Origin of the sequence: Haloprofundus marisrubri (assembly GCF_001469955.1) — an archaeon.
GTDB classification, from domain to species: domain Archaea; phylum Halobacteriota; class Halobacteria; order Halobacteriales; family Haloferacaceae; genus Haloprofundus; species Haloprofundus marisrubri.
Genome location: NZ_LOPU01000029.1, coordinates 555,107 through 574,909 on the forward strand (window position 1 = coordinate 555,107; position 19,803 = coordinate 574,909).

At 63.6% G+C, this 19,803-nt stretch carries 19 protein-coding genes and 1 pseudogene; 5 read left to right on the forward strand and 15 right to left on the reverse strand.

Annotated features, from left to right (window positions below; all coding sequences use genetic code 11):
* Positions 1-103 precede the first annotated feature (103 nt).
* Positions 104-1,711: pseudogene (locus tag AUR64_RS13300) on the reverse strand (phytoene desaturase family protein); the annotation flags it as partial.
* Between the two features lie 133 nt (positions 1,712-1,844).
* Between AUR64_RS13300 and AUR64_RS13305 the strand changes: the two are divergent.
* From AUR64_RS13305 to AUR64_RS20555, 4 genes are all read left to right on the forward strand, one after another.
* Positions 1,845-2,537 (forward strand): SDR family NAD(P)-dependent oxidoreductase, encoded by a 693-nt coding sequence (locus tag AUR64_RS13305; RefSeq protein ID WP_058582425.1) that lies wholly within the window; start codon positions 1,845-1,847, stop codon positions 2,535-2,537.
* A 119-nt stretch (positions 2,538-2,656) separates the two neighbouring features.
* Positions 2,657-3,895 (forward strand): MFS transporter, encoded by a 1,239-nt coding sequence (locus AUR64_RS13310; RefSeq protein ID WP_058582426.1) that lies wholly within the window; start codon positions 2,657-2,659, stop codon positions 3,893-3,895.
* A gap of 78 nt (positions 3,896-3,973) precedes the next feature.
* The gene (locus AUR64_RS13315) at positions 3,974-4,798 is read left to right on the forward strand and encodes a hypothetical protein (protein WP_058582427.1); all 825 of its coding nucleotides are present in this window, start codon (positions 3,974-3,976) and stop codon (positions 4,796-4,798) included.
* Positions 4,799-4,958: 160 nt separating this feature from the next.
* Complete coding sequence (locus AUR64_RS20555; protein ID WP_155120613.1) at positions 4,959-5,396, forward strand: hypothetical protein; 438 nt, start codon at positions 4,959-4,961, stop codon at positions 5,394-5,396.
* A gap of 53 nt (positions 5,397-5,449) precedes the next feature.
* On the opposite strand, the gene AUR64_RS13320 is transcribed toward AUR64_RS20555, so the two are convergent.
* The 8 genes from AUR64_RS13320 to AUR64_RS13355 form a co-directional block, all read right to left on the reverse strand.
* Positions 5,450-5,716, reverse strand: coding sequence for a hypothetical protein (locus tag AUR64_RS13320; RefSeq protein ID WP_155120614.1), 267 nt, complete (start codon positions 5,714-5,716; stop codon positions 5,450-5,452).
* A gap of 85 nt (positions 5,717-5,801) precedes the next feature.
* Entirely contained in the window at positions 5,802-6,134 is a 333-nt protein-coding gene (locus AUR64_RS13325) for a hypothetical protein (RefSeq protein ID WP_058582429.1), read from the reverse strand.
* Positions 6,131-7,144, reverse strand: coding sequence for a DUF7490 domain-containing protein (locus tag AUR64_RS13330; protein WP_058582430.1), 1,014 nt, complete (start codon positions 7,142-7,144; stop codon positions 6,131-6,133). Before AUR64_RS13330 ends, AUR64_RS13325 begins: the two co-directional genes overlap by 4 nt.
* Positions 7,145-7,267: 123 nt before the next feature.
* The gene (locus AUR64_RS13335) at positions 7,268-7,654 is read right to left on the reverse strand and encodes a zinc-ribbon domain-containing protein (protein WP_058582431.1); all 387 of its coding nucleotides are present in this window, start codon (positions 7,652-7,654) and stop codon (positions 7,268-7,270) included.
* Positions 7,655-7,721: 67 nt separating this feature from the next.
* Positions 7,722-8,954, reverse strand: coding sequence for an ornithine cyclodeaminase (locus tag AUR64_RS13340; RefSeq protein ID WP_058582432.1), 1,233 nt, complete (start codon positions 8,952-8,954; stop codon positions 7,722-7,724).
* Between the two features lie 120 nt (positions 8,955-9,074).
* Positions 9,075-10,052: an alpha/beta hydrolase gene (locus tag AUR64_RS13345; RefSeq protein WP_071391277.1), complete on the reverse strand. Its 978-nt coding sequence runs from the start codon at positions 10,050-10,052 to the stop codon at positions 9,075-9,077.
* The gene (locus AUR64_RS13350) at positions 10,049-10,426 is read right to left on the reverse strand and encodes a hypothetical protein (protein WP_058582433.1); all 378 of its coding nucleotides are present in this window, start codon (positions 10,424-10,426) and stop codon (positions 10,049-10,051) included. Before AUR64_RS13350 ends, AUR64_RS13345 begins: the two co-directional genes overlap by 4 nt.
* A gap of 91 nt (positions 10,427-10,517) precedes the next feature.
* Positions 10,518-12,593: a prolyl oligopeptidase family serine peptidase gene (locus tag AUR64_RS13355; RefSeq protein WP_058582434.1), complete on the reverse strand. Its 2,076-nt coding sequence runs from the start codon at positions 12,591-12,593 to the stop codon at positions 10,518-10,520.
* Between the two features lie 208 nt (positions 12,594-12,801).
* Between AUR64_RS13355 and AUR64_RS13360 the strand changes: the two genes are divergently transcribed.
* Positions 12,802-13,230: a CopG family ribbon-helix-helix protein gene (locus AUR64_RS13360; protein WP_058582435.1), complete on the forward strand. Its 429-nt coding sequence runs from the start codon at positions 12,802-12,804 to the stop codon at positions 13,228-13,230.
* Positions 13,231-13,313: 83 nt separating this feature from the next.
* On the opposite strand, the gene AUR64_RS13365 is transcribed toward AUR64_RS13360, so the two are convergent.
* From AUR64_RS13365 to secY, 6 genes are all read right to left on the reverse strand, one after another.
* Positions 13,314-14,336, reverse strand: a complete 1,023-nt coding sequence (locus AUR64_RS13365; RefSeq protein ID WP_058582436.1) for a metal ABC transporter permease — start codon at positions 14,334-14,336, stop codon at positions 13,314-13,316.
* Positions 14,333-15,097: a metal ABC transporter ATP-binding protein gene (locus AUR64_RS13370; protein ID WP_058582719.1), complete on the reverse strand. Its 765-nt coding sequence runs from the start codon at positions 15,095-15,097 to the stop codon at positions 14,333-14,335. The genes AUR64_RS13365 and AUR64_RS13370 overlap by 4 nt, the downstream gene beginning before the upstream one ends.
* Before the next feature lie 116 nt (positions 15,098-15,213).
* Positions 15,214-16,356, reverse strand: a complete 1,143-nt coding sequence (locus AUR64_RS13375) for a metal ABC transporter substrate-binding protein (protein WP_058582437.1) — start codon at positions 16,354-16,356, stop codon at positions 15,214-15,216.
* Between the two features lie 227 nt (positions 16,357-16,583).
* Positions 16,584-17,606 (reverse strand): hypothetical protein, encoded by a 1,023-nt coding sequence (locus tag AUR64_RS13380; protein ID WP_058582438.1) that lies wholly within the window; start codon positions 17,604-17,606, stop codon positions 16,584-16,586.
* Positions 17,593-17,835, reverse strand: coding sequence for a hypothetical protein (locus tag AUR64_RS13385; RefSeq protein WP_058582439.1), 243 nt, complete (start codon positions 17,833-17,835; stop codon positions 17,593-17,595). The genes AUR64_RS13380 and AUR64_RS13385 overlap by 14 nt, the downstream gene beginning before the upstream one ends.
* A 210-nt stretch (positions 17,836-18,045) precedes the next feature.
* Positions 18,046-19,551, reverse strand: a complete 1,506-nt coding sequence (gene secY / locus AUR64_RS13390) for a preprotein translocase subunit SecY (RefSeq protein ID WP_058582440.1) — start codon at positions 19,549-19,551, stop codon at positions 18,046-18,048.
* Positions 19,552-19,803: the final 252 nt, after the last annotated feature.

Below are 19,803 nucleotides of genomic sequence, written 5' to 3' on the forward strand. Positions count from 1 at the left end.
GCTCTCGGTGTGCCGTCTCGTCGTCGGCGTCACCGGACTCGCTCACGTCCCCGTCGGGTCGGACCGTCTCGTCTTCGGCGGGCGGGCGCGGATTCTCACGACCCGAGTGTTCGGCCATCGATTCGGCGGTGAGTCGACCGCTGATGAGACACATCGGGACGCCGATACCGGGCGTCGTGTACGACCCGGTGAAGTACAACCCCGGCACTTTCTTCGAGTGGTGTGGGGGTCGCAGGAGCGCGGTCTGTCGCAGCGTGTGCGCCATACCCAGCGCCGTCCCCTGCTGGCTGTTGTAGCGTTCGGTGAAGTCGTCGACGCAGAACGATTTCTCGAAAACGATGCGGTCACGTAGGTCCACACCAGTGTTTTCGGCGATGTCGTCTAAGACGAGTTCGCGGAACGACTCTCGAATCTCGGGGGTGTCGTCCAGTCCAGCCGCGATGGGGACGAGGACGAACAGGTTGCTGTGTCCTTCGGGGGCGACGGAGTCGTCGGTTTTCGAGGGGACACAGAGGTAGTACGCCGGGTCGTCGGGCCACGACGGGTCCTCGAAGATAGTGTCGAAGTGGGGTTGCCAGTCGGTCGGCAGCACGAGCGTGTGGTGGGCCAACTCCTCGACGTCGCCTTCGACGCCGAGATAGAGCAGGTACGCCGAGGGCGCGTACGTCCGCGACTCCCAGTAGTCGGCGTCGTACTGCCGTTTTTCGGGCGGAAGCAGTTCCTGCTCGGTGTGGGCGTAGTCGGCGTCCGAAACCACGAGGTCGGAGAGATACTCCTCGCCCGACTCCGTGCGGACGACGAACCCGCCTTCGCGACCACGAATCTCGGACACGGCGTCGTCGGTGTGGAAGGTGACGCCGAGTTCCTCGCCGAGGTCGACCATCGCGTCGACGACGGCCCCCAGTCCCCCGTCGGGGTAGTAGACGCCGAGTTCGAAGTCGACGTGGCTCATCAGGTTGTACAGCGCCGGCGTGTTCGTCGGCGCGCCGCCGAGAAACACCAGCGTGTACTGCATAATCTGCTGGAGTTTCGGGTGGTCGAAGTAGTTCTCGACGTGGCCCTGCATCGACCCGACGAGCGAGAGGCCCCACGCGTGCCGGAGCACGTCGGTGTCGACGTAGTCGCGCAACTTCGGCCGGTCTTTGTAGACGAAGTGTTCCATCCCGATGCGGTAGTTGCGTTTCGACTTTTCGAGATAGCGTTCGAGCGTCTCGCCCGCGCCCTCCTCGTAGGAGTCGAACAGGAGTTTGTTCGTCTCCAAGTCGGGAACGAGGTCGGCGCGGTCGCCGTCTTTGAAGAACATCCGGTAGTGCGGGTCGAGACGTTCGAGCGCGTAGTAGTCGGTGGGGCGCTTGCCAAAGTAGCCGAAGAAGTCCTCGAACACGTCGGGCATGAGATACCACGACGGCCCCATGTCGAAACTGAACCCGTCTTCCTCCAAGCGACTCGCGCGCCCGCCGAGTTGCTCGTTTTTCTCCAGTACGGTGACGTCGGCACCGGCCTCGGCGAGATAGCAGGCCGTCGAGAGGCCGCCGAAGCCGCTGCCGACGACGACGACGGACTGCCCCGACAGCGACGAGAGGTCTTCACGGACCAGTTCTCGGTCGCCGTCGAGGCCCGAGCCAAAGCGTCGGCCGGCGTCCGCGGCGGGGGTGGCGGTGTCGGCGCTGCCCGCAGTGGCGGTGCCGTCACCGTTCGATGGGAAGGTCATGACACGGACTAGGAGCGTTCGGAGCATAAAACGAGTGACTGCCTCGCGGTAGCACACCCCGTACCGAGTGAACTCCTGTCGGAAAAACCACCGCGAGGCCCACCTTTAGGTCGGATTCGCCCCAACCGAACACATGGACGAGAAGACGGTCGTCGTCACCGGGGCGAGTCGGGGAATCGGGCGAAGCGTCGCTAGGACGTTCGCCGCCGAGGGTGCGCGCGTCGTCGCCTGCGCCCGCGACGTGGAGGCGCTGGACGAACTCACCGAGGAAGTCGGCGACGAGGGTGGAACGATTCTCACCGAACGCGCCGACGTGCGCGACGAGTTCGACATGGAGCGACTGATGGAACGGGCGGCGCGCGAGAGTCGACCCATCGACGTGCTCGTCGCCTGCGCGGGTGTCAACCACGGAACGCCGGGTGAGATGCCGACCGCCGAGGAGTCGTACGCACGCTTCGACGACACGATGCGGACGAACGTCCGCGGCGTGTTCGCGGCGGTCAAAGAGGCCGTCCCGCACATGGCCGACGATGCGAGAGTGCTGATTCCGTCGGGGTCGGTCGCCCGCGAGGCGAAACCCGGGATGGGCGTGTACGCCGTCTCGAAAGCTGCCGACGAAGCGCTGGCACGTGGATTCTCGGTCGATTTGGAGCAGACTGTCGGTGTCGTCGACCCGGGACTCGTCGCCACCGACCTCACCGGCGGGCAGGGCCGCGACCCCGAAGACGTCGCGCCGATGTTCGTCTGGGCGGCGACCGAAGCCGACGTCGAGACGGTCGACGGCGAAATTCTCGACCTGCGGACGTGGAAGAAGGCGACGCGGTGAGAACTGCGGTGGCGGGTCACCGCCGGTAACGAAACGACCGAAAACCGGCCGGTGTATTACGATTTTCAGAATTTATCATAACGAAAATAAAGTGAGTAACCGGGCTAATCGGGAGACGAATGTCGTTCGGAGTCGGTCGTCGCTCGTCGTCGCAGGTGCTCGCGTACTACGCGTACAAAGCGACGAAAGCCGTCGAGTTCTATCGCCCCATCATGTATCTGTACTTTCTCTCACAGGGGCTCACCTTCGCGGAGATAGCGGTTCTCGAATCGCTGTACAACCTGACGACGGTGCTCGGCGAGATTCCGACCGGTTACGTCGGTGACCGAATCGGCCGCCGGAACAGCCTCCTCGTCGGCACTGTACTCATCTCGATGACACTTCTCGCCATCGGTCTCGCCGAGTCGTTCGCTGCGCTCTCCGTGCTGTACGTCTGCTGGTCGATGGGCTACAACTTCCGGTCGGGCAGCGAGGACGCGTGGCTGTACGACGCGCTCACCGACGACCGCTCCGAAGACGAGTTCGCGCACGTCCGCGGCCGCGGAGAGTCGATGGCTCTTCTGGTTGGCGTCGGTGCCTCCGTCGTCGGCGGTTATCTCGGCGGCCTCGACCTCTCGTACCCCTTCTTCGTCGCCGCCGGTGTGACGAGCCTCGGCCTCGTCGTCTTACTCAGTATCGACGAATCCGAGACGTACGAACAGACGCGAGCGGACCGCCTCGGCTTCCGCGAAACGCTCACAATCGTCCGTGAGACGGTCTCGAAGCGGAACATCCGCTCGTTCGTCCTCTACTACTTCGTACTGTTTTCGGCGGTCTCCTATCTCGTGTTCATCTTCCTGCAACCGGTGTTCGAGGGCGTCGTCCCGCAGTACGGCGTCTCGGAAGGACAGATAGAACCGCTTCTTGGGTGGTTCTACGCGGCAATCAGCCTCGTCGCCGCCGGCCTGAGTTATCGAGCGGGATGGATTTCCGAACGGGTCGGCCTCCGGCGCTGGTTCGCCGTGATTCCGCTCGTCGTCGGCGTGTCGCTCGCCGCGATGTCCGTCGTTCCGCTACTTGCGATACCCGTACTGCTGTTCGTCCGCGGTATCAGCGAGACGACGCGGACGCTCGCCGGGCAGTACGTCAACGACCGTATCGACTCGCTGGGTCGGGCGACGGTGTTGAGCGCGATGGCGATGGTCAGCGGCCTCACCGTCATCCCGTTTCAACTCGGTGGCGGCGTGCTCTCCGACGTGCGTTCGCCGCTGTCGACGCTCGGTGTCGCCGGCGTCGTTCTCGTCGTCGGGTCGCTCGCTATCTACGCGTGGGAGCGGCCAGTGCGAACCGCGACGTCGTCGCGCGGCCCGGTCGAGTAACCTCGCGTCGCAGACGGCGAAAGTGATAGAAACGACGAAATCGACGGCCATATTAATCTCAGTCTCCCGTTTCACAACGTGCAACGACGCTCGGCAGTCGGTATCGGCTCGGTCGCGCTGTTGGTCGTCTTATCGGCGATTGCGCTCCAGCGCGGCGCGAGAGACCTCCTCGTCATCTCGTGGGTCGCGTTTCTGGCGATGGCCGTCGCGGGCTTTCTCGGTGCGCGCCGAACCGACGAGCGTGCGGGCGTCCTCGTCTGGGGGTACGGCCTCGCCAGCGGTGCGATGATAACCAGTGCCGCGGTGTTTCTGCTTCCCCAAGCCATCGGCGTCAGCGGCGACGTTCCGCAGTACGGCGGCTTCGGCGTCGCTCTCGGCTTGCTCGTCGGCTTCGGCTCGCACACCGTCGGCCACCGCCTCGCTCACCTCGATTTGCCGTTCGACCGAACCGTCACGGAACTGTCGGCGCATGCGCTCTCGGCGGGCGCTATCATCGGCATCGTCTACGGCAACATGGAAGTCGGCCTGACGCTCGGACTCGCTATCGTCTCGCACAAAGGGCCAGCAGGCTACGCCGCGGCGACGCGACTGCGACGCGCCGGTCGTGAGTGGTCGGTGCTGCTTCTGCCCGCTGCGGGCGTCGGTCTCGCCGCGATTCTGTCGAGCATCGTCGTCCTCCCGGCGACGGCCGCGGTTCGGGGAATCGTCTTCGGATTCGCCGCGGGCGTGTTCCTCCACGTGGCGATGGACTTCCTGCCTCGATGCGAACTCGGCAGTGAGATTCACGAGGCACTCAGCATCGACGGCGACGCTCACACACTGTTGGACCGCTTGCGGGTCCACGCCGTCGCAAGCACGTCGCTCGGTGGACTCGTCGTCTTCGCGGCGTGGGTCGCGCTGTGAGGTAGGTCGAGAAATCGAATCGAGTAACTCCGTCGGGATTTTTACTCGGGTGGCCGTCGAAACTGAATAGAGAGCGCGTGTCCGTCCGAGTCTTGCTTGTGTCGGCATTGCGTACAGACCAGACAGAAAACATATCCCGTTTGTTTTGATAGGATTAGATATGAATCGAAAAGAGAACGTTCCAGTGTTCCGCACAGCGACGTGTCTCATAGTAGGAATATTACTACTCATTTGGGTGACAAACGGTACGATGAACAACTATCCTCCGACACCGCAACAGGCAGCAATAGATGGAGGGACCGCGTTTGCAGGACTGTTCGTGGGTCTGTTCTCTTGTGTTGCTGGCATAGTGCTTGTCCACGGTTTTGCTCACATCGTCGAGTTGGGTTCGACCGTTACCGCTCGTGTGCTCCGGTATCCAGTTGCGGCATTTGTAACGATGTTTAGCCAAATTCTCTTGATTGTGTATTTAGAGTCGGGCGGTGTGCAGCAACTGCTTACGTTCGTCGACTGGCTTCCGACACCACTGGTTGTGGCACTTCCTGCAGTAGCTCTCTCAGAGACACGACTATTCGTCTCTCGATGGCTCGGCAGTTGATTCTGTCACGTGCTGAAGATTCGGGCAGACCGAACCGTGCGCCAACTGCTAACTCAGAAGTCGAGGCCGATGGGCCACTCACAGGAAGGACAGGTGAACGCCACCGAAACTTTCTCGGGGTCGCGTTCTTCGAAGAACGTCGGTTCGTACGTCGACAACACTGTGTAGTGACCGCACTCGGGACACTCCTCGGTGAGTTCGGAGAGAATATTCTCTCGAATCAGTTCGACTGCCGCCTCTTTCTCGCTCCGGGGGACGGTGACGGCACACTCGCGCTGTCGTTTCGTCTTCGGGTCCATCACACCCGTCGTCGGGTCCATGGTGGTGGGGTCGGCGGCCCAGTCATAGGCCTTCTGAACCGCCTCGTGTCGGCCAATCGACCGGAGTTCCACAGGTGACTCCGACTCAGTCGAGTCGCCGCAGTTGCAGCGAGATGCCGCCGACACAGAGCAGGAGAACGACGAGGTTGAACGCCGCGCGGAAGAAGATTCGGTACTCCGAGGCGACCCAGCGGTCGATAACGCCGCCGACGGCGGTGTACAACTGTACCGACGCGACGAGTGCGAACAGCACCAACACCGCAAGCGCAGCGTAGTTCAGAAGCGTCCGTACGTCGCGACCCGAGCGGGTGGTTCCACTGCTCGAAGTCGCGTTGCTGTTCGTCGTCCCGCCGTCGGTTTGCATCGGGTTTTCCTCGGTCGTCATCTCTGTGGTCGTTGGTTCGTCGTTCGCGTTCATTCGGACCGCCTCCGGACGAGAAGCGCTGTCGCAAGGAGGGCGACAACGGCGACGGCGACGCCGAATCCGGGCGTCGTCGTCTGCGAGTCTGCTCCATACGTGCCGCCGTCTTCGGCGGCGGTCGTCTCTTCGTCGTCGGATTCGAAGTCCTCCACCTCGAACTCGACTTCCTGTTCGGTGACGTTCGCGCTGATGCGCTCGGTCGGGTCGAGGTTCGCCACGCTCTGTGCGGAGTCGACGTGGACGTCGTCGCGCCAGAGGATGGCGTCGACGTAGTAGTTGTACTCCGCGGGCACCGTCACGGAGGCGTCGACAGTCGAGGTCCGGCCGGCGCGAATCTCACCGACTGGGACGGTGACGCGGTCGGCGACGACGTTCGACTCCGCCTGCCGGACGACGAACGTCACTTCGAGGTCGCCGGTCGGGGTGTCACCTTCGTTCGTCAGCGCCCCCGAGAGGTCGAGGCTCACCCGGTCGCCCTCGGCGGACCCCACCGAGACGGAGACCGGTTGCAGCGCCGTCGACTCGGCGAAGACGACGTTCGAGTCCGCGTAGGCGGGCGTCAGTGCTTCGAGACCGCTGACACGCCGCGTCGCGTCGGCGACACGTTCGCCGTCGCGGAAGACGATAGTCTCAATCTCGTAGCCACCTTCGCGGGCGACGGTGAGATTGGCGCGGACGGGCGTCTCTCGGTCGCCGGTTAGGGTTCCGACCTCGACGGTGCGACTCGTCTCGACGAGGTTCGATTCGCTGTCGATAGCGCGGAACAGTACGGTCACGTTGTCGGTGGGGTTGCCCCGATGTTCGAGTCTGGCTTCGACGGCGAGCGTCGCCGTCTCACCCGTCGCAGCGCCGGGGGCGATAGGAACCTCCTCGACGTGGACGGGACCGGGACGGAGCGGACCGTCGTCGGTCGGGTCGGCGAGGGCACCGGGGACCACCGCGGCGGCGACGAGCGACGCCACGACCACGACGGTGGCCGCGGCGACGAACGTCGTTTCACGGTTCATGTCACGGCGGTCACGTGTCGTCGTTAAATGTTTTGTGTATGTCGGGAGGGAAAATTACAGTCGTCAGGCCGGAGTCATCGCGCGGTTTCGGGGTATCGGGTCGCTGTGGGTTCGATGTGTTGACTATGAATCTGCCGGACGAACGTCGCCGCTTCGCTCGGTGTCGGGCGCACCGGAGATTTCGAGCGTCGCCTCGAACGCTTCCAACTCGCGGCCGTACTCCTCCTCGGACAGTTCTCCCTCGGAAAACGCCGTCGTCGACTGTGAGAGCGTCTTGGCGGCTTTGAACTGCGTCCGGTCGAGTTCGAAGCCAGCGCCGCAGATACTGCAGAACAGCCCCCGCGTCGCCCGGCCAAGCGGCAGCAACGGCAGGAAGTACAGTGTGAACCAGCGTCTGGACTTCCCGAGTTCGTAGTACTGGTCGTTCTCGCAGTGACTGCAGTGAGCAGGGTACGTCTCGCCGTACTCCTTGCTCCGGCGCGGCCAGCCGAAGATGATAAACAGTAGCATCCTTCGGATATCACTCTCTCGTTATTTGAACTTTTCTCTGAAAAATCAAATACGAGAGATATGTTCGTTACTCGACCTCGAACACCTTCTCGGCGAGCGTCGGTACGAACGTCCCGATGTCGGTCACCATCCCGATAGCCTGCGAAGACCCGCGGTCCAGAAGTTGTGTGACCGTCGCCGGGTTGATGTCGACACAGACGGTCTTCGTCGTCGACGGCAGACAGTTGCCGACGGCCACCGAGTGCAAAAGCGTCGACAGCATCAACACGAGGTCGGCCTCGTGGGCCTGCTCGCGGATGGCGTTCTGCGCCTCGACGGCGTCGGTGATGGTGTCAGGGAGCGGTCCGTCGTCGCGGATAGAGCCGGCGAGCACGTAGTTCACGTCGTTTTCGATGCACTCGTACATCACGCCCTCCTCGATGAGTCCGGCGTCCACAGCCTCCTGAATGCCGCCCGCGCGAATGACCTCGCTGATGGTGTAGATGTGGTGTTTGTGGCCCTTCCGGGGGTGTTCCATCGTCTCCATATCCATGCCGAGCGAGGTGCCGTAGAGGCCGCGTTCGATGTCGTGCGTGGCGAACCCGTTGCCCGCCGAGAGCGCGTCGACGAACCCCTCGCGGACGAGGTCCGCCAGCGCGTCGCCCGCCCCCGAGTGGATGAGTGCTGGACCCGCGACGACGAGTACGTTGCCGCCCTCGCGTTTCGTCTCGACGAGCGCTTCGGCGACTTCGCGGATGAGCGACTCGGAGGGTCGCTCCGAGGAGACACCGCCCTGCATGAAGCCGAACGGCCCGGACCCGTCGCGGGGGCGCTCCGGGGGATTGACTCTGATTCCCGCCTCGCCGACGACGACGAGGTCGTCTTCGCGGATGGCGTTCAGCACCTTCGTCCGAGCGGTGTACTCGCCGTCTTCCTCTTCGAGAACGACCGCACAGTCCATCTCGATGTTGTCGACGGGAATCCACTGGCCGTCGTAGAACACCTCCGTCGGGTGGTTCGTCGTCGAGTAAAACCCGGCAGGAACGACGCGGTCACCGGGGGCGGGTTCGGCGGATGCGGGACGCGGGTCCGCGGGGTTCGCCCCGTTCTGGTGGAGTTCGTGGATAATCGACTGCAGGTCGCCTTCGGTGTCGGCGGAGACGCGCATCCGACAGTAGGAGGTGGCGTCTTTGTGGCGGCCGACCTCGAACTCCTCGACCTCGAAGGAGCCGTTCATATCCATCACGATGCCGAAACACTGGCCCATCATCCCCGAGTCGATGATGTGGCCGTCGAGTTCGACGGTACGAGAGACGGTCATACCGGAGAGACGGAGGAGACCCAAAAGAGGATTGCGTCGACGCGAAGCGTTGCGAAGCGTCGCGGACGGCCGACTGGAAGCGTTGCGGACCGCCGACTGGACCTGCCTCGAACTAACGGCTCAGTCGTCCGCCGGGTCGCCGACGACCCGGTCGAGGAAGGCGAACTGGTGAGCCAGCGACTCCTCGAACGTCTCGTCGCCGTAGATGTCGAAGTGACCGACGGGCAGACGGAGGAACGTCCCGTTCGGCAGTTTCTCGGCGGCGCTCTCGACGTCAGAGAGCGAGACGATTTCGTCGTGTTCGCCGGCGACGACGAGCGTCGGGCAGTGGACTTCCTCGGTTTTCGTCCCCGGTCGGTAACCCGGAATCGAGAGCAACACCCGCGCGGGCGTTTCGTTCTCCCACTCCGACCCCGGCGGCACGAGGTCGAAAAATCCTGTCTTCGCACCCGGTTCGTTGATGACGGCGAACTCCTCGGGCGTGCCGACGATTGGGAGCGTCTTCGAGCGGCCGACGACCGACAGCAGTTTGTCGACGACGCCGAGTGCCAGTCCCTTCACGGCGAAGCCGAGACCTTTTGCGAGCGTCGTCGACCGGCCGTCGACGAACGGAACCTGCGAGATGACCGCCGCGACGTGCGGTTCGCCGGCAGCGACTTCCAGGACGTGCCCGCCTGCGAACGACGCGCCCCAGAGGATGAGGCGGTCGGAGTCGACGCCGTCGAGGTCGTCGACGCGTTCGATGGCCGCACGCCAGTCGGCAATCTGTTTCGCGGGGCTGACGAGGTTTCTCGGCTTCCCCTCGCTCTCGCCGAAGTGGCGGTGGTCGAACAGGAAGACGGCGTAGCCTCGCTCGGCGAACCGTTCGGCGTAAGCGGGGAGGCCGAACTCGGCCTCGGAGCCGAATCCGGGCGACATCAGCACCAACGGCGGGTTCTTCGGGCGGTCCGGCCGGTACAGCGTTCCGACACAGCGCTGGCCGTCGCTGTCGAAGCGGACGCTCACCGTCGAGAACTCGTAGCGGGAGGGTCGGCGCTGCTCGCCGGTCGTCGCGTCCACTCCCTCGCGGTGTCGCCACGCGCTCTCCTCTCGGCTCATCTGTCGCCTCCGGCGTACATCGACGGCTCCTCTTCGAGCGTGTCGAGAACGAGTTCCGAGAAGTCCTCGTCGGAGAGGTTGTAGGAGAGATAGCCGTCGAACCAGTCGGCGTCGGCCCGCCAGCGACCCTGTACGTCGTCGTCGATGCGAATCGACGTCGCGTAGACGGGCGCGGGCTCCCACTCGCCTCGTTGGGCGAGGTCGATGAAGGCGGTCAGCGCCTGACCGACCTCACGGCGGTTGACGTGCGCGGCGGGAAAGGCGGTCATGTACGTCAGGTCGACGCGACCTTCGGTTCCGCCGTCGACGTCCACCGATTCGACGCTGATTCCGTTGCCCCGGAGTTCCTCCTCGATAACGCTCGGGTCGGTCATGAGACGGAGTACGAGCGCGGGGGGCTAAACGCTTGCCGCGCAGACAGTTCGAAGAAGGAAGCCGAACCCAGTTGCCGACTCCGGTCGGCGGCTACGCCGACGGCGGTCGCTGTGTCGACCGCAGGTCGTCGGCGTCGAGTCCCAAGGAGTGACAGAGGAAACCCCACTGTTCGGCCTGTTCTGTGACGTACATCGAAGTCGGTTTGCCGATGCCGTGGCCTGCCTTTTCCTCGGTTCGCAGGAGAACCGGCTGGTTGCCCGTGTTCGCCGCCTGCAGTCGGGCGGCCATCTTGCGGGCGTGACTCGGGTGAACGCGGGTGTCGCCCGCCGCCGTCGTGAACAACGTCGCCGGATACTCGGTTTCCTCGACGTTGTGGTACGGCGAGTACGCGCGGATGTACTCGTAGGCGACGGGGTCGTCGGGACTGCCGTACTCGGTCGTCCACGACGGACCGAGCAGGAACTTGTGGAACCGAAGCATATCCAGAAGCGGAACCAGACAGAGCGCCGCGCCGAACAGGTCCGGCCGCTGGGTGATGAGCGCGCCGACGAGCAGTCCCCCGTTCGAGCCACCGGAGATGGCGAGACAGTCGGGGTTGGTGTAGCGCCGTTCGACGAGACCCTCGGCGACGGCGATGGCGTCGTCGAACACGTTCTGTTTGTTCTCGCGGCGACCCGCTTCGTGCCACTCCTCGCCGAACTCCGCGCCGCCGCGCAGCGTCGCCAACACGTAGACGCCGCCGGCTTCGAGAAACGGCACGGCGAAGCGGTTGAACGTCGGCGTCCGGTTGACCCGGAAGCCGCCGTAGCCAGTCAGAATCGTCGGGTTGTCGCCGTCGCGGTCGAGGTCCGAGCGGTGGACGACGAACGCCGGGATGCGGGTGCCGTCGGCGGACTCGAACCACTCCTGTTTCACTTCGATGTCGGCTTCGATTCGGGCCTCGGGTTCGTCGAGGATACGCGTCTCCTCGGTTTCGAGGCTCGCACAGCAGACTCGTGGCGGGCGCTTGAACGACTCGACGGTGTAGAACAGTTCGCCGTCCCACGCGTACGTTCCGGCGACCGCGCCGTACTCGGGGAGTTCGATACGGCCGACGCGTTCGCCGTCGCGGGTGAACGTCGACAGCGCCGAGTAGGCGTTGCGGTGGTAGTGGGCGACGATTCGGTCGTCGCCGAGCGCGATGTCCCGAAGAATCTCCTTGTGCTCGGGGACGACTTCGTCCATCTCGTCGGGGTGGACGTCGCCCGAGAGGGCGGTTTCGACGCCGCATCCGAGCAGCCGAGAGCGTGGCGCGTCGAAATCGGTGAGCAGATAGAGGTAGCCGTCGCGAATTGTCGGGTCGAACGTCGCGTCGAGGTCGGTGACGACCGGGACGAGGTTGACGGGGTCGGTCCGTCCGGCGTCGGGCGTCTTTGCGAGCGCGTACACCTCCGAGCGGTCCCAGCCCTCGTAGTACTGGACGACCAGCACGTCGTCGTCGGTTTCGAGAACGGGCCAGACCTGCTCTTCGAAGTCGTCGACGACGAGGGCGTCGGTGTCGCCCGGCGACCCGAGAACGTGGTGTCTCACCTCCTTTTCGAGTTGCTGGACGCCGTCGTCTTCTCGGCTTCCGGTGCTGACGTAGTAGAAGCCGTCGGCGGTCCACGCGAATCCAGTCGCGGAGATGCGGCCGACGTGGGGGAGTTCGTCGACTCGCTCGCCGGAGACGACGTCGACGATTCGGACGTCGTACTGTTCGTCGCCGCCGGTAGCGACGCCGTAGGCGAGAAACTCGCCGTCGGGATGTGGGACGAACCAGTCCATCGAGATGGTCCCGTCCTTGGACCACTCGTTGGGGTCGACGAGCGTTCGTCGCTCACCGCTGAGCGAGTCGCGGACGCACAGTACAGGTTGTTCGTCGTCGGGTGCTTTGATGCGCTGGAAGTAGCGGCCTGCGGCGGGACGAATCGTCCCGTAGTCGGTGACGCGAGCGAGTTCGTCGAACCGCGATTCGAGTACGCGTCTGGCCGGCACGTCCAGTACCGACTCGGCGTACGCGTTCTGCTGTTCGACCCATTCGCTGACTTCCTCGGACTCGGCTTCCAACCAGCGGTAGGGGTCGGTAACCTCCTCGCCGTGGACGGTGTCGACCACCTCACGACGCGGCGTCTCCGGAGGTTCGTGCATACGTGGGCGTTGCGCACGCGCCTCATATAACTGTGGGCGTCGGTGATTCTGCGTCACCATCGGGGCGTACGGTGGTTCGGCTGTTCACACCGACGACGAGTGTATCACGCACAGCGGGCGCTGACTTCGACGAGCGAGAGTGTGTCCGGGCGACAGTGACAACGCTCGGATAATAACTGCTAATAGCTGAGCGACACTGAGTTAATATATGACCGTCGTCAGCGTCTCCATGCCCGAAGAACTGTTGGCACGTATCGACGCCTTCGCCGAAGACCACGGCTACACCGGACGGAGCGAAGTCGTCCGCGAGGCTTCGCGAAACCTCCTCGGCGAGTTCGAGGACACGAGACTGGAGGACCGCCAACTGATGGGCGTCGTCACCGTCGTCTTCGATTACGAGACGACGAGCGTCGAAGAGCGGATGATGCATCTACGCCACGAACACGAGAGCCTCGTCGCCTCGAACTTCCACAGCCACGTCGGCGCGCACTACTGCATGGAACTGTTCGTTCTCGAAGGCACCCTCGAAGAGATTTCGGCGTTCGTCGGCAAGGTTCGAGCGACCCAGAACACGCTCAGCGTCGATTACTCCGTGATGCCCGTCGACGATTTCAGTCCGCTGGCCGACGTCGAGTGAACTGACGGTTCGCGGTGTCGACGCCCGTCCCGCGAGGGTCGACCGCGTCTCCACTCAGTTCGCGGCGTCGACTCCGCCTCCGTTCAGTTCGCGTTACGACCGTTCCCCGAGTTCTCGGTACTCGATATCTCACTCCCACCGTCGGTGGCAGCTGTCTCCCCCATTTTCGAGCGCCGTGGAATGGCTTTGTCGGCGACGATACTGGCCGCGTAGAGGCCGATAGCGACGAGGACGATGGCCCCACCGGCGGCGACGCCGTACTGGTAGGAGGCGACGAGGCCGAGGAGCACGGCCAGTTCACCGACGACGACGGCGGCGAGTACCGACTCGCGGAAACTCCGAGCGACCTGCGCTGCGGCGGCGACGGGAACGACGAGCATCGCCGCGACGAGGATGACGCCCATAATCTGCATGGCGGCGACGACGACGACGGCCGTCAACACCACCATGAGTCGGTTGTACAGCGAGACGTTCAGACGCGCGACGCGGGCGGCCGTCTCGTCGAACGTGACGAACAGCAGTTGCTTGTACGTCAGCGCGACGACGCCGACGACGACCGCGCTGAGCACGAGCAGTATCGACGTGTTCTCCAGCGTCACCGTCGAGAGACTGCCGAACAGATACTGACTGATGCCGACGGCGATGCCGCCGTCGGTGAGACTGATGATGACCGTTCCGAGCGCGAACCCGCCCGAGAGGACGATGGCCATCGAGACGTCGCCGTAGGCGTCGGTGTAGTCGGCGATGAACTCGATGAGGAGCGCCGAGAGCACCGCGACGATTAGCGCCGTCACGTACGGCGAGACGCCGAACTCGAAGGCGGAGCCCAAAAAGAGGCCGATTGCGACGCCCGCAAAGGCGGTGTGTGCGAGCGTGTCGCCGATGAACGCCATCTCCCGGTGGACGAGGAAACTCCCGACGAGCGGTGCGACGACGCCCACACAGAGACCGGCGACGAACGCCTGCTGCATGAACTGATAGCAGAGAATCTCGACGCCGAGCGGTCGAGTGGCCGCACACATCCCGTCGCCGAGAAGGCGTACCAGTTGGTCGACAAAGTTCAAGAAAAGCAAACTCGCGGTCGGAAACAGCGCCGAGTCGGTCATGGGTGTGAATGAGAGCCGTCGTGGTCGTGGTCGTGTTCTAGCATCCGCTGGTTCGCGCCGTAGGCCTGCGCGAGCGCATCGCTGTCGGCGAAGCCCGACGGTTCGCCGTGGAAGAACAACTGGCGATTGAGACACGCGACGGTCGTCGCGTGCTCGGTGACGACGCCGATGTCGTGTTCGATGAGAACGACGGTGAGGCCGCCCTCGTTGAGTTCGCGCAGCAGGTCGTAGAACGCCTCCCTCGACTCGGCGTCGACGCCGACGGCTGGTTCGTCGAGTGCGAGCAGGTCGGCTTCACCCGCGAGTGCACGGGCGATGAACACGCGCTGACGCTGGCCGCCCGACAGATGTGCGAGGCGGCGGTCGGCGAGGTCCGTGACGCCGACCGTGTCGAGGGCGTCGGCGACGATACGGCGGTCTTCCGTACCGAAACGGCCGAAACCGATGTGGGGATACCGACCCATCTCGACGACTTCGCGGACGGTAATCGGCATCTCGGTCGCGGCGGACGCGACGTCTTGGGCGACGTAGCCGATGCGCTCGCCCGCGTCGAACGACCGTGCCGGTTCTCCGAACAGTTCGACGTTGCCGGCGTCGGGTCGAACGAGACCGAGCATCAGTCGGAGAAGCGTGCTCTTGCCGGAGCCGTTCGGGCCGACGAGACCGAGGAACTCGCCTTCCTCGACGGTCAGCGAGACGTCTTCGACCACCGGCGTGTCGGTGTAGCCGAACGTGACGTTCGACAGGTCGATAGCGCTCATTCGGCGTCCATGTTCGTTTTCTTGGTGTCGTCCATCGCTGCGGTCACTCTCGCTTTCGTTTGCTACGACGTGACCTCCGTTGAAGCGTCTGGCGAATCCACCGCGCCGGTCACCGCTCATTCCGAACCGAGTGCGGTCTTGAGGCTGTCGAGGTTCACCTCGCGCATCACGTCGACGTAGCCCCACCCCTTCTCGTTCCACTCCTCGGTCACACTCGGAATCGGGGTGATGGGCAGCGTCCCCTCGGCGTCGGTCTCCGCGACCAGTTGCCGGGCGGCGCGGTCGGACTCGAAGACGGGTGCGAGAACGTGTGTGATGCCGTGTTCGTCGATGAGTTCCTGTGCGTGTTTGATGTCCTGTGCGGACGGCTGGTCGTCCGGGGAGATACCCGACAGCGCGTGGACGTGGAAGCCGTAGCGGTTCCCAAGATACTGGAGCGCGTTGTGGCCGGCCACGAGAACGTGGTCGCGCTCTCGCCCCGACAGCTCTTCTTCGAACGTTGCGTCGAGTTCTTCGAGGCTCTGAACGTACGACTCGGCGTTTTGCGTATAGGTGTCGGCGTTCGACGAATCGAACTCGGCGAATCCCTCGCTGATGGTTTCGACGGCGGTCGCGGCGCGTGTCGGGTCCAGCCAGAAGTGGGGGTCCGCGCCGCTGTGGTCGTGGCCGTGACCGTCGCCGGAATCGTCGTGGGATTCGTTGCTGTGCGCGTCGTGAGTTTCGTTTTCGTGTTCGTCGTGAGTTTCGTTTTCGTGTTCGTCGTGGCTCTCGTTTTCGTGCTCGCCGTGAGTTTCTTCCTCGTGTTCGTCTTGCTGTTCTTCTTCGTGGCCGTGGGCGTCTCCGCTTCCGGGTGCGCCCAAGAGATTGACCCCGTGGCGTGCTTCGATAACCGCCACGTCGCTGTCGGCGTCTTCGAGGTTCGTGACGACGTTGTCGGCCCACGGCTGGAACCCTTCGCCCATGTAGACGAACGCGTCCGACTCCAGCACCGTTCGCTGGAGGTTCGGACCCGGTTCCCACCCGTGGCCGTGCTGGCCGAACGGAACGAGGTTCTCGACCGTGGCAGCGTTGCCGGCGACGTTCGACGCGAAATCTGAGAGAACGAAGAAGGACGCCTGCGCAGTCGCCTCTCCAGACTCGCCCGAGCCACCGCTGCTGTCCGACGGCGACTGACTGCCTGCGTCGACACACCCTGCGAGTGCAGCGACGACTGCACCCGCACCCAGACCGAGAACCGACCGCCGATTGTGAAGGCTCATGCTCTGATTAACAATCAGCGACTCCCGGTTAATAAACACTCCCATTTGGTTAGTAATGATTCGCACGTAGAGACGTAGTGTTGCTATCTCGGTGACAGCCGAAACGGGTAGCGAGAAACGGGCACTACGGAACGAGAAACGAGAGACTGGACCCGAAAGACTCCGTCCGCGTCCACCAAACGATGAGCCGGAGAAGGGGTACAGAGACCCCGAGAGCACCGTTTTGACTATCGCTGTGACTCGCGGAGAATGAGCGGACCGATGGCGAGCGTCCGCTTGGCGACGGGTGCGATACGGAGGATGTAGGAGGTAAAGAGCAGGAACGGGACGAGCGTCACGGTGTAGGCGGCGCTGACGACCCACGTGATGGCCGGAATCGTCAGGAACGCTCCGTCGAACGACTCCGCGCCGACGAACGTCACCATCCCGCCGGCGACGATGAGCGCCGGAACCGCCGCGTAGAGGATATACTGCGAGAGGTCGACGAGTGCCCACTGGAAGTAGAGTGTCTTGATGTGTTCACGTGCCGGACCGAACATCGAGAGCGCCGTTTTGAGGTCGTCGAACGCCCGTCTCTGCTCGCCGTTCATCGACGACGCGTAACTTTCGCGGAGTCGTTCGGTCTGGTAGATTTTCCAACTGTAGTTGAAGTTGAGTGCAGCGAACAACACGTCGAACGTCCCGAATCTCGACCCCTCCAGTTCCGCTTCGACCTCCTGTGCGTTCCCGTGAAGACTGTCGATGAACTCGCCCGTCTGTCGCTGCAGTTCGTCGTCGTCGGCCTCCGTGACGAGGCGGTCGACCGCCTCCGCCCGCCGTTCCGTTTCGCCGACGAGTCGCCCGAGGAAAGCCGATGGGTCCGCGGGGACGACCGAACCGAACAGGTCTTTCGTGTACGTGCGGAAATCCATCGCCGAACTCATGCGCTCGCGTTGGTCCCCGAGCGGACCGTTCTCCGCCGAGAGGACGAGTTGACTGATGGTGACGACGAGCGTCGTCCCGGTGACGATGACGCCGATCATCGCCGAGAACACCGTCTCGATAGTGTCCGTCGACGTGATTTCGCGTGAGAGCGGTGGGTCGATACTCACGCTGATGAAGAGAAGCGACACGAAGACGAGCGACGCGAGCAACGCGGTCAGTAGAAACCGATTCGTCCGAAAGAGCAACCAGATTTTGAGTCGGCTCTCTTCGGACCGTCCACGCATCGTGTCCGCCGTACCGACGTCGCTCTGTTCACCGTCGCTCATCGCCTTCACTCTCGCTGTCGTTCTCACCGTCGGCCGGGCCGGACGTCGCCGGTCGCTTGAAAACCAGATACTTCGTCCCACCACCGGTGTACGCTATCGTCTCCGCGAGTTCCCAACCGTCGCTCCCGAGGCGGTTTAGCTCCGTAGTCGGGTCGCTAGCTTCCTTTTTCGTCTCTTCTCGCCGCGGCCGCAGGCAGTGGTATTCCCACTCTCCGGTGTAAGCACACATCACGGACAGTTCACGACGGCGGCGTAAACCGGTTGGTGTTGTATATCCCGTGTGGGTCGCTCGTGGTCGTCCGCTGTCGACTCCGGCCGACGGGACGGACGACTACGACTGTTGTTCTCCGAGAACGCGGTCGCTGAGCGTGAACCGTGCGAAAAGTGAGAAAACGAAGCGCCCGTGAGGTATCGAACTCGGCCTCGGTGGCTGTCCGGATTACCGACCGAACATGTTGCGCATCATCGGGTGCATCTCCATGAGTTGCTCCTCGGCAATCTCCTCGTACAGTTTGTACGTGATAGAGACTGTGAGCAGCAGGCCCGTTCCGGAGACCTGCCCGATGGTGCCGAGCATGTTCGCCATGACGGCGAGCAGACCGACGAGCGCACCGCCGATGACCGTCACCTGCGGGATGTAGCGCTCCATCACCTTCTCGATGACCTGCGGGTTCCGACGGAAGCCCGGAATCTGCATGCCGGAGTTCTGAATCTGTCGCGCCGTCGCCTCCGGACCCATCCCGGTCGTTTCGACCCAGAAGATGGCGAATATCGCACCGCCGATGACCATGAACGTCAGGTCGATGGCGACGCGGATGAAGATTTGCCACGGCTCAGCCGCCGTGCCGGCGAGGAACCACAGCCAGTCCTGCGGGGCCTGAATCGGCGCGAAGTAGTAGAAGAACCCGCCGACCGGCTGGCCGTCGGAGCCGTACTGACCGAGCCACGGCATCGACGTGCCGAACAGCGTAATCGCGCTGGACCCGGCCGGACTCTGCGAGAAGAGGATGCGGCCGAGGAACTGGATGTTCGCCTGCAGCGCACGCACGAGAATCATCGGCAGGACGGACGCGTAGATGAGCTTCACGGGGAAGCGTCCGCGAGCACCCTTGACGCGGGCGTGGCTCAACGGAATCTCGACGCGGACGGACTCCGCGTAGACGACGATACCGAAGATGAGCACCGTCGTGAACAGCGCGAGAATCTGCCCCGGCTGGAACAGCAACGCCTGGATGCCTGGGCCGGTGAGCAGTTGCCCGTCAGCGAGCGTCTGCGAACCGGTGAGGATGCCAATCCACGTCGGGATGAAGCCGGCCGCGCCCCCGAGCGAGGGCCACGCGAACAGGCCACCGACGAGCTGCTGGCTCACACCGGCGATAATGAACAGCCCGACACCGGAGCCGACGCCCCATTTGCTCACGATTTCGTCCATGAACAGGATGAGCACGCCGCCGACGAATATCTGCGCGAACAGGAGCACCTGTACGCCAGTGGCGGTGATTCCGAGCGCGCTGGCGACGGCCTGACTCGGCGGGAGGAAGCTCCCGGCGAACACCATCGGGATGCCCGTCAGACAGATCATCACGACGACGAGGAACTTCTGCAGTCCCTGGTAGAGAATCTGGTCGCGCGGGTCGTTCGTGTCGAGTCCCAGTAGGTCCGCACCGCCGAGCAACTGGAGAACGATGCTCGCGGTGACGATGGGTCCGATACCCAACTGTAGAATCGACCCCTGCGCCCCGGCGAGGATAGACCGGAAGCGTCCGAACAGGTCACTTTGCGTCGAGACGTCTAACCCGAAGAGGGTGACGTTCGTGAGGAAGAAGTACAACACGAGAATCCCGGCGGTCCAGCCAAGCTTGCGCCGGAAGGGCACGTGCCCCTCTGGACGCTGGACCGCGGGCATCCGCGTTAAAACTGGTTCGGCCGTCTCTTTCCAACCCATATATCGGCTACTTCGCATCGGGATTTGTATGTTCTTCGCTTTTGTTGCCCGCCGGTTGTGGACTGGTATCATCGGCCGGTCGACGAAAACCAGACACGAAAAACGATAGACGGGAACGCTTTCGACTTCAGTACGTCGCAGATATTACGCGACTTTTCGGCCCGCAGCGAGACGCCCCCGGTACCGAGTGAATCCAATCGGTCGACAGACGCTCGACTCCGGGATTTCACAGACCCCCTATACCGACTGAAT